The 14,213-nt window shown below is 68.1% G+C and carries 14 protein-coding genes and 1 riboswitch; of the genes, 9 read left to right on the top strand and 5 right to left on the bottom strand.

Translation table 11 applies throughout. From position 1 onward, the window contains the following. Positions 1–12 precede the first annotated feature (12 nt). From Y710_RS07980 to Y710_RS07965, 4 genes are read left to right on the top strand one after another with little or no spacing between them, the layout of a single operon-like run. Entirely contained in the window at positions 13–621 is a 609-nt protein-coding gene (locus Y710_RS07980) for a TetR/AcrR family transcriptional regulator (RefSeq protein WP_006897226.1), read from the top strand. 43 nt (positions 622–664) lie between these two features. Further along, a complete protein-coding gene (locus Y710_RS07975; RefSeq protein ID WP_006897227.1) occupies positions 665–1,531 on the top strand; it encodes a bifunctional methylenetetrahydrofolate dehydrogenase/methenyltetrahydrofolate cyclohydrolase in 867 nt (288 codons plus the stop codon). Then, positions 1,531–1,893, top strand: a complete 363-nt coding sequence (locus tag Y710_RS07970) for a DUF3017 domain-containing protein (protein ID WP_006897228.1) — start codon at positions 1,531–1,533, stop codon at positions 1,891–1,893. Before Y710_RS07975 ends, Y710_RS07970 begins: the two co-directional genes overlap by 1 nt. 42 nt (positions 1,894–1,935) lie before the next feature. Continuing rightward, positions 1,936–2,313, top strand: a complete 378-nt coding sequence (locus Y710_RS07965; RefSeq protein WP_062367085.1) for a nuclear transport factor 2 family protein — start codon at positions 1,936–1,938, stop codon at positions 2,311–2,313. A gap of 23 nt (positions 2,314–2,336) precedes the next feature. Here the strand turns inward: Y710_RS07965 and Y710_RS07960 are convergent, their stop codons facing one another. Together Y710_RS07960 and Y710_RS07955 are read right to left on the bottom strand one after the other, a co-directional pair. Then, complete coding sequence (locus Y710_RS07960; RefSeq protein WP_062367083.1) at positions 2,337–3,497, bottom strand: homoserine O-acetyltransferase MetX; 1,161 nt, start codon at positions 3,495–3,497, stop codon at positions 2,337–2,339. Positions 3,498–3,545: 48 nt separating this feature from the next. Then, a complete protein-coding gene (locus Y710_RS07955) occupies positions 3,546–4,856 on the bottom strand; it encodes a bifunctional o-acetylhomoserine/o-acetylserine sulfhydrylase (RefSeq protein ID WP_062367081.1) in 1,311 nt (436 codons plus the stop codon). Between the two features lie 66 nt (positions 4,857–4,922). Beyond that, positions 4,923–5,037, bottom strand: a riboswitch (SAM riboswitch). A gap of 364 nt (positions 5,038–5,401) precedes the next feature. On the opposite strand from Y710_RS07955, the gene Y710_RS07950 reads away from it, so the two are divergent. The 3 genes from Y710_RS07950 to Y710_RS07940 all read left to right on the top strand — a co-directional run bounded on the left by Y710_RS07950 (position 5,402) and on the right by Y710_RS07940 (position 8,824). Further along, positions 5,402–6,619 (top strand): NADP-dependent isocitrate dehydrogenase, encoded by a 1,218-nt coding sequence (locus tag Y710_RS07950; protein WP_006897232.1) that lies wholly within the window; start codon positions 5,402–5,404, stop codon positions 6,617–6,619. A 93-nt stretch (positions 6,620–6,712) separates the two neighbouring features. Beyond that, a complete protein-coding gene (locus Y710_RS07945) occupies positions 6,713–7,972 on the top strand; it encodes an MFS transporter (RefSeq protein WP_231875707.1) in 1,260 nt (419 codons plus the stop codon). Positions 7,973–7,981: 9 nt separating this feature from the next. After that, the gene (locus tag Y710_RS07940) at positions 7,982–8,824 is read left to right on the top strand and encodes an exodeoxyribonuclease III (protein WP_062367076.1); all 843 of its coding nucleotides are present in this window, start codon (positions 7,982–7,984) and stop codon (positions 8,822–8,824) included. A gap of 28 nt (positions 8,825–8,852) precedes the next feature. Here the strand turns inward: Y710_RS07940 and Y710_RS07935 are convergent, their stop codons facing one another. Then, complete coding sequence (locus Y710_RS07935) at positions 8,853–9,560, bottom strand: hypothetical protein (protein WP_006897235.1); 708 nt, start codon at positions 9,558–9,560, stop codon at positions 8,853–8,855. A gap of 209 nt (positions 9,561–9,769) precedes the next feature. Beyond that, the gene (locus tag Y710_RS07930; RefSeq protein WP_006897236.1) at positions 9,770–10,546 is read right to left on the bottom strand and encodes a hypothetical protein; all 777 of its coding nucleotides are present in this window, start codon (positions 10,544–10,546) and stop codon (positions 9,770–9,772) included. A 223-nt stretch (positions 10,547–10,769) separates the two neighbouring features. Between Y710_RS07930 and trpS the strand changes: the two genes are divergently transcribed. Both trpS and Y710_RS07920 read left to right on the top strand, forming a co-directional pair. Then, the gene (trpS, locus tag Y710_RS07925; protein WP_006897237.1) at positions 10,770–11,801 is read left to right on the top strand and encodes a tryptophan--tRNA ligase; all 1,032 of its coding nucleotides are present in this window, start codon (positions 10,770–10,772) and stop codon (positions 11,799–11,801) included. A gap of 62 nt (positions 11,802–11,863) precedes the next feature. After that, entirely contained in the window at positions 11,864–12,925 is a 1,062-nt protein-coding gene (locus Y710_RS07920) for a YhjD/YihY/BrkB family envelope integrity protein (protein ID WP_062367173.1), read from the top strand. 1 nt (position 12,926) lies between these two features. On the opposite strand, the gene Y710_RS07915 is transcribed toward Y710_RS07920, so the two are convergent. Beyond that, positions 12,927–14,177 (bottom strand): D-alanyl-D-alanine carboxypeptidase family protein, encoded by a 1,251-nt coding sequence (locus Y710_RS07915; protein ID WP_062367171.1) that lies wholly within the window; start codon positions 14,175–14,177, stop codon positions 12,927–12,929. Positions 14,178–14,213: the final 36 nt, after the last annotated feature.

The following is a 14,213-nucleotide window of genomic DNA, read 5'->3' as shown; positions in this document are numbered from 1 at the left end:
GTGAGGTGGGAGATGCCGACGACCGCGCAGGAGAGCCCGACCGTCCGCGGACGGCTGCTCGACGCGATGCGCCAGTGCCTGACCGATCGCGGCTACCAAGCGACCACCATCGCCGACATCGTGCGTGTGGCACGCACGTCGAAACGTTCCTTCTACGCCGAGTTCGCAGACAAGCAGGAGTGCTACGTAGAACTGCTGGGCGCCGTCAACGTGGAACTGCTGGCGGCCATCGAGACGGCCGTCGACCCGGCGTCCGCGTGGCCGGCGCAGGTGCGACAGGCGGTGCACGCATACATCACGGTGTGCGAATCGAATCCCGGCACCACGCGCAGCTGGATTCGGGAATTGCCGGCTCTCGGTGACGCGGCCCGTGCGGTGCAGCTCGCTTCGCTGGAGGCGTTCACGGCTCTGATGGCACGCCTGACCGGCACGGACCGGTTCCACGCCGCGGGCATCCCGCCGATGTCTCGCGAGACCGCGGTGATCGTCTGGGGCGGCATTCGGGAACTCGCGGCATCGACGATCGAACGCGGCCTTCCGCTGAGCTCGCTCGAGGAGCCGGCGGTGGCGGCGTGCGTCGCCCTGGTCGGCGGCACGGCCGCTGCGCGCGCCGTCGACTAGGGGGTACGCGCGATCGGCGGGGATAGTGGAACAATAGAGACCCGTGACGGCGATTCGACTGGACGGCAAACTCACCCGCGACGAGATCTTCACCGATCTGAGCGCCCGCGTGGCGCGGCTCAACGCAGCCGGGATCACTCCCGGACTGGGAACCGTGCTCGTCGGCGACGACCCGGGTTCGCACTCGTACGTGAAGGGCAAGCACTCCGACTGCGCCAAGGTCGGCATCGCGTCGATCCGCAAGGATCTCCCGGCCGACGCGACCACCGAGCAGCTGAACGCCGCGATCGACGACCTCAACGCGGACCCCGCGTGCACCGGCTACATCGTGCAGCTGCCGCTGCCCAAGCACCTCGATGAGAACGCGGCGCTCGAGCGCATCGCACCGGAGAAGGACGCCGACGGTCTGCATCCGATCAACCTCGGCCGCCTCGTGCTCGGTAAGGAGTCGACCCTGCCGTGCACGCCGCGCGGCGTGATCCACCTGCTGCGCCGCTACGACATCCCGCTCGACGGCGCGCGCGTCACCGTGGTCGGCCGCGGCGTCACCATCGGCCGGCCGATCGGCCTGCTGCTGACCCGCCGGAGCGAGAACGCGACGGTCACGCTGTGCCACACCGGTACCCGCGACCTCGCGGCCGAGGTGAGCCGCGCCGACATCGTGGTCGCGGCAGCCGGCGTGCCGCACCTGATCACGGCCGACATGGTGAAGCCGGGTGCCGCCGTCATCGACGTCGGCGTCAGCCGCACCGAGGCGGGACTCACCGGCGACGTGCACCCCGACGTCTGGGAGGTCGCCGGCGCGGTGTCGCCCAACCCGGGCGGCGTCGGTCCGCTGACGCGCGCGTTCCTGCTGGCGAACGTCGTCGAGCGCGCCGAAGCTCAGCTGGCGGACCTCGAGAGCAAGTGATGGCGGCCGAGGCGTCCGGGGGTGCCGCGCACGACGGGCCCGTCCCGGTCGACTCGGAACGGGTGGAATCGATGCGCCGTGCCCGCAAGCTGCACGGCTTCATCGCCAACGTGCCCTACTACACCGTTCTGGCGGTGATAGCCGTCGCGGCGCTGCTGGTGCTGATCGACCGTTGGCGACGCGGGGCATTCGTCTTCGGCTCGGCGATGCTCCTGGGCGCGGTGTTCCGTGCGTTCCTTCCGGCGAATCGCGTCGGCCTCCTGCAGGTGCGCAGCCGCGTCTTCGACATCTGCGCCATGGCGGCGCTCGGCGGCACCGTGCTGTGGCTCGCCACATCGATCGACTCGCTCGGAACCGCTTAGCACCTCCGCCGGGTCGGCGCCGTGATGTGTCACGGTTGAGGCATGACCGAATCTGCCGACGCATGCGATCTGTATCGCCGCTGGATCGATGAATTGTGGAACGGGCCGACCGACCGTGAACGTCTCAAGGCGGTCGCCGAGGAACTGGTGAGCGAGGACTTCCTCGGACACTGGCCGAGCGCGGAGGTCGCCGGTCTCGGCAAGCTCGCCGCACTGGTCGACGCCACGAAAGCCACCTACCGGGACCTGGTCTTCGAGGTGGAGGTCGGGCCGTTCGCCGCCGACGGCTACGTGGCCGGGCGGTGGGCAGGTCAGGGTATGACGTCCGACGGACAGATCTCGTATCTGACGGGCAACGACATCCTGAGCGTCCGCGACGGACGGTTCACCGAGTACTGGGTGGCCTCGACGGAACTGTGAGAGTGAGCGCTGCGGGGTGCGGCTCAGTCCGCCGACCGCCGCAGGCGCGCGACGTCCATCGTCTTCGCGAGGAGTTCCCGGATCGGCTCGAACTCGGTGAGGAATCCGTCGTGGCCGGCGTCGGAGCGGATCACGTGCAGCCCGCCGACGCAGTCGCCGAGCTCGCGGGCGATCTCCTCGAGTTGGTACAGCGGATACAGCCGGTCGGAGTCGATCGCGCCGACGACGGTCGGCACGCTGCATCCGGCCAGGGCCGCCGCGACGCCGCCGCGGTCGCGGCCGACGTCGTGGTTGTTGAGGACGTCCGAGAGCACCACGTAGGCGCCCGGATCGAAGCGCCGCTTGAGCTTCTCGGCCTGGTGCTCCAGATAGCTGGCGATGGAGTAGCGGCCGTCGACCAGCGGGTTCTCCTCTCCCTGGGGGCGGTTCTCGAAACGCTGGTCGAGCTCGCGGTCGCTCCGGTAGCTCAGATGCGCGATTCGGCGCGCGATACCCATTCCGGTGCTGGGGGAGCGGCCGGTCCCGTAGTAGTCGCCGCCCTGCCACGCGGGATCGGACTTGATCGCCTCGATCTGGGTGGTCTGCGTGCCGATCTGATCGGCGCTGGCCCGCGCGCCCACCGCCAGCACCAGCGCGGCGCCGACCGCGTCGGGGTGGGTGACGGCCCATTCGAGGGCACGGGCACCGCCCATCGAGCCGCCCGCGACGGCGGCCAGACGGCTGATGCCGAGTGCCTCCAGCGCGAGCGACTCCGACCGGACGAGGTCGCGAACGGTGAGCCGCGGGAAGCGTGACCCCCACGGCCTGCCGTCGGGAGCGAGGGAGCCGGGACCGGTGGAGCCGAAGCAGCCGCCGATCGCGTTCGGCGCCAACACGCACCATTCGTCGGTGTCGACCGCGCAGCCCGGCCCGATCAGTCCGTCCCACCATCCGGTCATCGAGAACTGATCGTCGGCCGGGCCGGCGACGTGCGAGTTACCGGTGAGCGCGTGCAGCGCCAACACGATGTTGTCCCGGGCCGCCGTCGGCGTGCCCCACTTCTGGAAGGCGACGGTGACGTCGGCCAGCGTGGCCCCCGAATCGAGAGTCAGATCGCCGATCGAGACGCTGACCTGAGCTCCGTCCGGACGGGTGGCCCAGTCGGGGTCGCTCACCGTCGTGGCCGGGTCGATACTGACCGACACCTGGCCTCCCTTCAGTAGACGAGACAACGGCAGTGGACGAGACAACGGCTACTTGACTCGCGCTGCCGCGGCGAACCCGGTGGTGAGGTCGGCGAGGATGTCGTCGATGCCCTCGATGCCCACGGCGAGCCGGACTAGACCGGGCGTCACACCGGCGGCCAGCTGCTCCTCCGGGGAGAGCTGGCTGTGCGTGGTGGACGCGGGGTGGATCACCAGCGAGCGGACGTCGCCGATGTTGGCGACATGGCTGTGCAGGGTCAGCGCGTTCACGAAGGCCTTGCCCGCCTCGACGCCGCCCTCGATCTCGAATCCGATGACCGCGCCGGCGCCCTTCGGCAGCAGCTTCTGCGCCCGTTCGTAGTACGGCGACGACTTGAGACCGGCGTACGAGACCGAGGTGACCTGGTCGTTGGCCTCCAAGAACTCGGCCACCTTCTGTGCATTGGAGACGTGGCGCTCCACGCGCAGGCTCAGCGTCTCGATGCCCTGAGCCAGCAGGAAGGCGTTGAACGGCGAGATGGCCGCGCCCGTGTCGCGCAGCAATTGCGTGCGCGCCTTGAGCGCGTAGGCCGGAGCCCCCAGGTCGGCGAAGACGACGCCGTTGTAACTCGGGTCCGGGGTTGTGAAGCCGGGGAACAGGTCTTCACCGTCGCGCTGGACGCGCCAGTCGAAGGTGCCGCCGTCGATGATGACGCCGCCGATCGCGGTGCCGTGACCGCCGATGTACTTGGTGGCCGAGTGCACGACGATGTCGGCCCCGTGCTCGATGGGATTCAGCAGATACGGCGTCGCGACCGTGTTGTCGACGATCAGCGGGAGGCTGTGCGAGTGTGCGACGTCCGCCACTCCGGCGATGTCGAGGACCTGATTGTGCGGGTTCGCGATGGTCTCACCGAACAGTGCGCGGGTGTTGGGCCGGATCGCCGACTTCCACGACTCGAGATCGTCGGGATCGTCGACGAACGAGACCTCGATGCCGAACTTCGGCAGCGTGTAGTGGAAGAGATTGTATGTGCCGCCGTAGACGCGGGGGCTGGAGACGACGTGCCCGCCGGCCTCGACGATGTTCTGAATCGCGTAGGTGGTGGCGGCCTGGCCGGAGGCCACCAAGAGGGCCGCGACGCCGCCGCCGAGAGCCGCGAGGCGCTGCTCGACGGTGTCCTGCGTCGGATTCATGATCCGGGTGTAGATGTTGCCCGGCTCGGCGAGCGCGAACAGGTTCGCCGCGTGGTCGGTGTTGTCGAACACGTACGACGTGGTCTGGTAGATCGGCAGTGCGCGTGTCTTGGCGGTCGCGTCGACTACCTGCCCGGCGTGCACCTGGGTGGTCTCGAAGCTCCAATTCGCGGCGTCAGACATGAGACGTCATTCTCTTTCTTCGGTCGGCGGCCCGGGGTGGGCCTCGTATGTTGGGTCCGACCCTCGGACCCGCGCTTGCTGCGGCGACTTCCGTCGCAGCCAGGTCATCACCCGGAGCACCCCACCGCGGATGGAGGGTTGCCGGTCAGCAAGCCGGGGCTGTGCGCTGACACTCATGACCTGTTGCTGAGGATATATCAACTCGATGCGGCTGTTGAAACGGCTTCACCGCCCCTGGTCGTAAATCTGTCGACCCGGTGGGCGATGTGGTAGGACCGCGCAAAAGCGACGACCGGTGCGAGCGGTCGGTCTCGGCGCGTCGGCGCGGTGTTCAAGGAGAACTGCTGCCGCACAGGGCATTCGGCGCGGATCTGCGGAGGCGCGGCGGTGCTTGCACGATCGCTCGGTCGCTGAGCTGCTCATGGGATATGCTGGTTAAAACAGTACGCGCGTTCTGTTTGGAGCCCGCCGCGCCGAACGACCGTCCGTATTACGTTTGAGGACGAGTGGCCGGCGGTCTACTGCTGAGGAGGGCACAGAGCCATATGGGCAAGATCAAGGTCGAGGGCACCGTCGTCGAACTCGACGGCGACGAGATGACGCGAATCATCTGGCAGTTCATCAAAGAGAAGCTGATCCACCCCTACCTCGACATCGATCTGGATTACTACGACCTCGGGATCGAGAACCGCGACGCGACCGACGATCAGGTCACGGTGGACGCCGCGCACGCGATTCAGAAGCACGGTGTCGGCGTCAAGTGCGCCACCATCACCCCCGACGAGGCCCGCGTCGAGGAATTCGGTCTCAAGAAGATGTGGCGATCGCCTAACGGCACCATTCGGAACATCCTCGGCGGCACCATCTTCCGGGCTCCGATCCTGATCTCGAACGTGCCTCGGCTGGTACCCGGCTGGACCAAGCCGGTGGTCGTCGGGCGTCACGCCTTCGGCGACCAGTACCGCGCCACCGACTTCAAGGTGCCCTCGGCGGGCACGGTCACCATCACCTACACGCCCGACGACGGAAGCGAGCCGATCGAGCACGAGATCGTCCGAATCCCCGAGTCGGGTGGCGTCGTGATGGGCATGTACAACTTCAACAAGTCGATCGAGGACTTCGCGCGGGCGTCGTTCAACTACGGACTGCAGCGCAACTATCCGGTGTACCTGTCCACCAAGAACACCATCCTCAAGGCCTACGACGGCGCGTTCAAGGACATCTTCGCCGACGTCTTCGAGCGTGAGTTCAAGGCCGAGTTCGATGCCGCGGGGCTGCACTACGAGCACCGGCTGATCGACGACATGGTCGCCTCGTCGCTCAAGTGGGAGGGCGGCTACGTCTGGGCGTGCAAGAACTACGACGGCGACGTCCAGTCGGACACCGTGGCCCAGGGCTACGGCTCGCTCGGACTGATGACCTCGGTTCTGATGACACCCGACGGCCAGACCTGCGAGGCCGAGGCCGCGCACGGTACCGTGACCCGGCACTACCGGCAGCACCAGCAGGGCAAGCCGACGTCGACCAATCCGATCGCGTCGATCTTCGCCTGGACGCGTGGTCTGGACCACCGCGGCAAGCTCGACAACACTCCCGAGGTGCGCGAGTTCGCGGAGAAGCTCGAGGACGTCGTCATCAAGACCGTCGAGTCGGGGAAGATGACCAAGGACCTGGCACTGCTGGTCGGCGGCGACCAGGCGTACCTCACCACCGAGGAGTTCCTGGGCGCTCTCGACGACAATCTGCAGGCCGCGCTGCGGTAGTCCTCTCCTCCGGGTGTCGGAGGTCACCGCGGTCTGTGGAATGGCGCTCGGTGTGCGGGTGTTGCGCATCGGGTGGACACCGAGACTCAGGACGTGGCGGCATCGTGCGACGGCGAGCATCCGGCTGGGCGGGTAGGCTGGGTGGTCGGAGCACTCGCGCTCGGCGGGTTCGGCATCGGAACCACCGAGTTCGTCGCGATGGGGCTGCTGCCGAACATCGCGTCGAGCCTCGGCGTCAGTGAGCCGACCGCCGGGCACCTGATCTCCGCCTATGCGCTGGGCGTGGTGGTGGGCGCTCCGCTGATCGCGGTGCTCGCGGCCCGGGTGTCGCGACGGACGCTGTTGATCGCACTCATGGTGGCGTTCACTCTCGGCAATGCGCTGAGTCTGGTGGCGCAGAACTATCCGACGCTGATGGCCGCACGCTTCGTCGCCGGGCTGCCGCACGGGGCGTATTTCGGCGTGGCCTCGTTGGTCGCCGCCCACCTCGCCGGCCCCGGCCGCCGTGCGCAGGCGGTGGGGCAGGTGATGATGGGACTGTCGGTGGCCAACGTCCTCGGGGTGCCGGCGGCCACCTGGCTGGGCCAGGCGCTCGGGTGGCGCGCCGCCCTCGCCCTCGTCGTGGTGATCGGTGCTGTGACGGTGCTCGCGCTGTGGCGCGTGGTGCCCGATCTGCGGTCGATGCGCACCACCGATCCCGCCACTGAACTCGGCGGACTCCGCCACGGGCAGATCTGGCTGACGCTGCTGGTCGGCGTGGTGGGATTCGGCGGCTTCTTCGCCTTCTACACGTATCTGAACACCGCGCTCACCTCGCTGGGCGGACTGTCGGAGGCCGCGGTGCCGATCGCGCTGATGCTGTTCGGCGCGGGAATGGTGAGCGGCAATTACCTCGGCGGCCGTCTCGCCGACCGCCTGGGCGACAAGGCCATCGCCATCGGCATGGCGAGCGCAGCGTCGGCGCTGGTGCTGTTCGCGCTCCTGGTGTCCACCGGGTGGCCGGCCGTGATCATGACCTTCTTCGTCGGCTGTTCCGGATCGGCCGCCATCCCCGGGCTGCAGACGCGACTGATGGACGTCGCGCACGATGCGCAGACGATCGCGGCCGCGCTCAACCATTCGGCGCTGAACGTCGCCAACGCTCTCGGCGCATGGGTCGGCGGGCTGGTGATCGCCCACGGTCTCGGTTACCGGGCACCGTCACTGGTCGGTGCGGTCCTCGCGGTGGGCGGCGTGCTGGTGCTCGCGGCGGCGGTGGCGGCTGCGCGGCGGTCCGGCGAGGAGATGCCGCAGCGGGAGGTCGCGGTTCCGGTCGGAGACGAGCCCGTGGGCGATGTCCGAAGCGGTCGCTAGGGTGGTCCCGTGACCACACCGTTCTCCATCACCACGATCAACGTCAACGGGATCCGTGCCGCTGTGAAGCAGCGCTCGGACGACAATCCGGGCATGCTCCCGTGGCTCGAGGACGCCGCACCCGACGTGGTGCTGATGCAAGAGGTGAGGGCAGGCGACGCGATCGCTCGCAAGGCGCTGCAGCCCGCGCTGGATGCCGGGTGGCACTTCGTGCACACGGAATCGTCGGTCAAGGGCCGCGCCGGCGTCGGGATCCTGTCTCGCCGCGCACCCTCGCAGGTGCGGGTCGGTTTCGGCAGCGACGAGTTCGACACGGCGGGACGGTACATCGAGGCGGATTTCGACTTCGGCGGTGAGACGGTGACCGCGGCGAGCCTGTATCTGCCGACGGGGGCGGCGCCGACCGAGCAGGAGAAAGACATCGAGAAGTACGAGGAGAAGCGGCGCTTCCTCGAAGTGTTCCGGCCCTACCTCGACAAACTGCTCGGCACCGGGGGACTGGCGGTGGTGGCGGGTGACTGGAACATCGCGCCCGACGAGCGCGACATCAAGAACTGGAAGGGCAATCTCAAAAACGCGGGTTTCCTCCCGCACGAGCGGGCATGGGTCGCCGGACTGCTGGAGGCCGGCTGGGTGGACGTGGCGCGCGAGCATCACGGCGACGTCGCTGGGCCGTACGCGTGGTGGTCGTGGCGGGGCAAGGCGTTCGACAACGACGCCGGCTGGCGTATCGACTACCACCTCGCGACGCCGGCATTGGCTGCACGAGCGCAACGGACGCGGGTTGATCGAGCCGGCGCGTACAACCTTCGGTGGTCCGATCACGCCCCGGTGACCGCGGTATTCGGCTGAGCGGTCCGCGGCCTCCGGGGCGCATCCGTCAGCTGGCCGATTTGCTTCCGCTGCCGATGCCGCCGATCACGCCGCCGACCAGTCCGGCCACCACCTCGCTGATGATGTCCTGGGTGGACCCGGAACTGGACAGATCGCCGCTGACGCTGCCGATCGCCTCGCCGGGAGACATCGGGCGAGTCAGGAAGCACGCGGTGAGACCGGGGAAGTCGCCTTCGACCCCGACAGTTCCGGTGACGGCGATGCCGCCGCTGGTGACCGGGAAGCCGGGAAACTTCGACAGCGGCATGTCGTAGGTGAACGACGCCGTGACGGGATGGCTCGAGGTCACCGACCAGCCCGTGTTCGAGACCTTCCAGCCGGTACCGGACGCAGTCACCGGAACCGCCTCTTCTTTGAGGCCGGTGAGGAAGTGGTACGCCCTCACCTTCGCCGTCGGCTTCCCGAATCCGGCGGGCGGGGTGTCGGTGATCGAGTTGACGTACGGATTGCCGGCACCGGAGGTGCCGACGTCGATCGTGTAGGTCACCTTCGCGAGCGCACCGGCGGTCTGGGTCACCGACTTGGAGTAGTTATGCGTCGCTAGGGTGGCCTTCTTGGTGGTGCGGCTGGCCGACGAGCAGGTCGCGGCGTCGGCGCCACCTGCCGCGCCGACGGAGGCGGCGGTGAGGCCACCGCAGATCAGGGCGGCTGCGGTGACGAGAGAAGTCGTGCGGGACAAGGGGATTCGCTTCATGCGGGACCACCGTTCAGAGAGAATCATCAGTGACTGCGCCAAGGGCGCTTCGGTGCGATCCTGGCACGCACACAGCCGAGGAGCCGATTCGCGGCGCGGGCGATGGCACGAATCCGAGGTCGGACTTCATCCCTCTCATGTCGAGAAACCGACGACGGGCCCGCTCCCATGGAGCGGGCCCGTCGCCTATGTGTCGGTGTCGGTGGAGGTCAGTCGTCCTGTCCGCCGACGGCGCCGCCGATGATGGCCGGAATCATGTCGGTGAGCGAGCCGGTGCTCGAGAGCTGCCCCTCCGAGGAGCCCAGGCCCGCCGAGTCCAGGCTGCCAGTGATCGCCTCGCCGGCGTTGGGTGCGCGCACCGTGGTGCAGGCGGTCAGGTTCGGCATCTGCTTCGAACCGATCGACCAATCCGGCGTTCCTCGCACGGCGGCACCGCCGCTGGTGAGCTGCTTTCCGACTCGAACGCTGCTGGGGAGCTGGTAAGTGAAGCTCGCCGTGTATGCCTGACCAGCGAAGATCGCCCACCCGGTGTGGCTGATCCGCCAGCTGGCGTTGTCTTTGGTGACGTCGCCGGGTGCGACGGCCCGTTCCTGGATGAGTTTGTCGAACGCACCGCCGCCGCCGAGAATGCCGCCGAGCAGGGTGAACGCCTTGACCTTGACCGTCGGCTTCACATCACGTAGTTCCGCCGGCGGGGTGTCCCAGACGCCCTGCACGTACGGGTTACCTGCGCCGGTTGTGCTGACGGAGATCGAATAGGTAATCGATGCACCCTGGCCGACCTCGGCGGGTGCAGACTTCTGGAAGATGTACTTGATGCTGGGAATGATGGCGTCGCTGACAGTCTCGGTCGACTCCGACTTGCAGGTGGCGGCCGAGGCGCCGCCGACGGCACCGGTGACCGCGGGGGCAGCGGTGAGTCCGGCGCCCGCGACGGCGGCGGCAGCAGCGACGATCGCGCCGCGCTTGACGAGGGACAGCTTCATGGGGGCTCCGTTGTTCGGAAGGGATTGACCAGGAGGGAGAGGCCGGTGCGGTGACCGGTTGAAGCCTGAAGCTAACAGTGGTGGTGACCACGTGACGATCCAATGACCGGACATGTCACACATGGCGACACGATTTCGGTGTTTCGTCGGCCGATCGACCGGCGCGGAAGCCAGTCCGCGACCGTCGGAAACTCGATTGTCCGGGTCTGAAACAATTGAGGTCATGACATCGCCTGTATCGCGGCCTGCACCGCGCCGCCGCGTCCTGTCCGGAATCCAGCCGACCAGCGACTCGTTCCACCTCGGGAACTACCTCGGCGCGGTCCGGCAGTGGGTGCAGCTTCAGGACGAGTTCGACGAGGCCTTCTACTTCATCCCGGACATGCATGCGATCACGGTTCCGCAGGACCCGAAGGTGCTGCGGGAGCGCACCCGACGCAGCGTCGCACAATTGCTGGCGGTCGGCGTCGACCCGAAGCGCGCGACCATCTACGTGCAGTCGCACGTTCCGGAGATCGCGCAGCTGACCTGGGTGCTGTCGTGTCTCACCGGGTTCGGCGAGGCCAGCCGGATGACGCAGTTCAAGGACAAGTCGGCGAAGTCGGGAACCGATGCTGCCGGCGTAGGCCTGTTCACCTATCCGATCCTGATGGCGGCCGACATCCTCGCCTTCCAGGTCGACAGCGTTCCGGTGGGCGAGGACCAGCGGCAGCATCTGGAACTGACGCGCGACCTCGCCCAGCGCTTCAACAAGCGATACGGCAAGACGCTGACGGTGCCGAAGCCGTACATCGTCGAAGAGTTCGCCAAGATCTACGACCTCCAGAACCCGACGGCGAAGATGAGCAAATCGGCCGACTCCGACTCGGGTCTGATCTCTCTGCTCGATGAACCGAAGCGGTCGGCCAAGAAGATCCGCTCGGCCGTCACCGACAATGACAGGGTCGTCGCCTTCGACCGCGAGAACAAACCGGGCGTCTCCAACCTCCTCACCATTCAAGCGGCGCTGACCGGGCGTGCGATGGACGAAATCGTCGCGTCGTACGAGGGCAAGGGATACGGTGAGCTGAAAGTCGATACCGCCGACATCCTCACGGAGTTCGTCACGCCGTTGCGCGGTCGCGTCGAAGAGATCCTGGCCGATCGGGCTCACCTGGACGGCATCCTCGCCGACGGAGCCGCACGCGCTCGGGAGATCGCGTCGGACACCGTCGCCGCCGTCTACGACAAGGTCGGATTCCTGCTGCCCGGCTGATCACCGGGTAGGGTCCGAGCGACGACGCCGCGGGGAGTGACGTGGCCGAGACGAAGGGGAGCATGGACCGCATCAAGGAGATCATCGCCCGGCTGAAGGCGCTGTACGACGCGTCGATCGACCGGTGGGGCCTGCTGCGCCACGTCGTCGCGACGCTCGACCGGTACAACGAGCGTCGCGGAAATGCCTACGCCGCGGCGATCAGCTTCATCGGCATCCTGGCTCTCGTCCCGATCCTGATGGTGTCGTTCGCCACCGCAGCCTTCGTGCTGGTCTGGAATCCCGCGCTGCTGACCGATATCACCGATGCGATCGTCGAACACGTGCCCGGCGAGCTCGGGGATCAGCTGAACTCGGTGATCGACTCCGCCATCGCCTCGCGCCGCACGGTCGGTGTGATCGGTCTGGTGACCGCGGCGCTGACCGGTATCGGCTGGATGACGTTGATGCGCAACGGTCTCACGGAGATGTGGGGCGGGCGCGTCAAGAACAACGCGATTCTCGGCAAACTGTACGACCTCGGCACGTTCGTGGCGCTCGGACTGCTGTTCCTCGTCACCATCGGACTGAACATCGTGTCCACCGGGCCGCTGGGCTCGCAGATCACCGACTATCTGGGTCTGCTCGACAACTGGCTCATGACTTTCCTGCTGCGCGCGGCGTCGGTGATCGTCGGGGTGGCCGCCACCTGGGTGCTGTTCATCGTGGTTCTCGCGTGGATGCCGCGCTGCACGGTGTCGGCACGCGCGATCCTGTGGCCGGCCCTCGGCACGGCGGTCGTGTTCGAGATCCTGAAATCGGTGAGCAGCCTGTATCTGCAGAAGGTGTTGGGGAGCCCGGCGGGCACCGCGTTCGGGCCGATCATCGGTGTGATGGTCTTCGCCTATCTCGCTTCCCGGATCGTGCTCTACGCGGCCGCCTGGAGCGCCGCCGACCCGAACAACGAGCGGTTCCTGATCGTCGACGAGCTCGAGCACCCGGAGGAGCCGGAAGCCGAACCCGTGGTCCTGGCGCCGGTGTATGAGGCGGAGCCGGAGAAGCAGGCGCGCCGTCTGATCGCCGCGGCCGGGATCGGCGCCGCGGCGGCGGGGCTGGCCGGCTGGCTCGGCCGTCACGATCGCTGAGTCAGCGCCGTGATCGCTTCCGCCACAGGACCGCCGCGGCGGTGAGACACACGGCGGCGAAGGCCACGAGCCCTGCCGTCCAGACCGAGGCGGGCGAGGGATCGTCGTGGCCCGGCTCGGCGGTCGTGGCGGCGGCCGGTGGCGGATCGGCGACGTCGAGTGTTCCGACGGAGGTGTCTGACGGGGCCGCGAACCCGTAGTCGAACATCCGCTCAGCCTGCTGTGAGTACATGTTGTCGGCTTCGTTGAGCCCGTACATCTGAGTCACGATCACCCTGCGGCCGTGGCGCTCGGCGGCGCCGACGAAGGTCTTCAGGGCGTCGTCGGTGTACCCGGTCTTGCCGCCGAGCATCCCGGGCCAGCCGTCGCGGAGCAGGGTGTTCGACGTGTGCATCGTCCATGCCGGATGGTCGACGTCGCCGGGAACGTCTGGCCGTTTCGGATAGCCGGGGAAGGTGAAGGTCCTCAGTGCGACGATCTGACGGAACACCGGATTCCGCATCGCCTCTCGGAAGATCACCGCCAGATCGAACGGCGAGGTCGACATCCCCGGTGCGTCCAGGCCCGACGGGCTGGCCGCACGGGTGTCGTCGGCGCCGAGCCGGGCGGCCTTCGCGTTCATCTTCGCCAGCGCCGCGTCATGCCCGCCGAGACGCCCGGCCAGCGCGGAGGCGCAGTCGTTGCCGGAGACGACCAGCAGGCCGGTGAGCAGGTCGCGCACCGTGTAGCGGCCGCCCGGGCCCATCCCGCAGGAGTCGCCCTCCATCGACCAGTCCGCGGGCGTCGGTTCCACAGACGAGTCGAGGTCGAGTTCGTCGAGGACGACGAGCGCGAGCAGGACCTTGATGGTCGACGCCGGGCGGTACCGGCCGTGCGGATCCTTCGCGGCGATCACTCGACCCGAGTCGAGGTCGGCGATCAGCCAGCCGGAGGAGTTGAGACGGTCGGGCAGCGGGCCCGCCGCGGGGTCGGCGACTACGCCGCATCCGCCGAGCGCGTCACCGCCGACTGGCCGCTGGGGCACCGGCAGCGGCGAGGGCGAGGGGACGCCGGGAGCGACCGCTTCGGATTCGTCGACCGCGGGCGGCGGATCGGTGCGATGCGGGCATGCGTCGGTGTTCGGGGTGGTCATCGGCACCGGAGGAGTGACCGCCACGGCCGGATCGGCCGACGAGGGCGGTGCGCACAGCGCCGCGACGACGCCGAACGCGGCGACCGTCGCCGCGGCGCGCTTCAAGACGGACATGCTCATGACGAGCGTCACCCTACAGGGCGGTCGTCGGGCGGT

The sequence above is a fragment of the Gordonia sp. QH-12 genome (genome assembly GCF_001578675.1).
Taxonomy (GTDB): domain Bacteria; phylum Actinomycetota; class Actinomycetes; order Mycobacteriales; family Mycobacteriaceae; genus Gordonia; species Gordonia sihwensis.
The sequence above is the reverse complement of the archived record's forward strand: the minus strand, read 5'-3'. Positions and strand labels throughout refer to the sequence as shown.

Bases quoted from the DNA above. Each gene is read 5' to 3' on its own strand.
- Y710_RS07965 (WP_062367085.1), top strand. From the start codon at position 1,936: ATGACCGAATCTGCCGACGCATGCGATCTGTATCGCCGCTGGATCGAT.
- Y710_RS07920 (WP_062367173.1), top strand. From the start codon at position 11,864: ATGGACCGCATCAAGGAGATCATCGCCCGGCTGAAGGCGCTGTACGAC.
- Y710_RS07955 (WP_062367081.1), bottom strand. From the start codon at position 4,856: ATGTCTGACGCCGCGAATTGGAGCTTCGAGACCACCCAGGTGCACGCC.
- Y710_RS07970 (WP_006897228.1), top strand. From the start codon at position 1,531: ATGGCGGCCGAGGCGTCCGGGGGTGCCGCGCACGACGGGCCCGTCCCG.
- trpS (WP_006897237.1), top strand. From the start codon at position 10,770: ATGACATCGCCTGTATCGCGGCCTGCACCGCGCCGCCGCGTCCTGTCC.
- Y710_RS07980 (WP_006897226.1), top strand. From the start codon at position 13: ATGCCGACGACCGCGCAGGAGAGCCCGACCGTCCGCGGACGGCTGCTC.
- Y710_RS07950 (WP_006897232.1), top strand. From the start codon at position 5,402: ATGGGCAAGATCAAGGTCGAGGGCACCGTCGTCGAACTCGACGGCGAC.
- Y710_RS07930 (WP_006897236.1), bottom strand. From the start codon at position 10,546: ATGAAGCTGTCCCTCGTCAAGCGCGGCGCGATCGTCGCTGCTGCCGCC.
- Y710_RS07935 (WP_006897235.1), bottom strand. From the start codon at position 9,560: ATGAAGCGAATCCCCTTGTCCCGCACGACTTCTCTCGTCACCGCAGCC.
- Y710_RS07915 (WP_062367171.1), bottom strand. From the start codon at position 14,177: ATGAGCATGTCCGTCTTGAAGCGCGCCGCGGCGACGGTCGCCGCGTTC.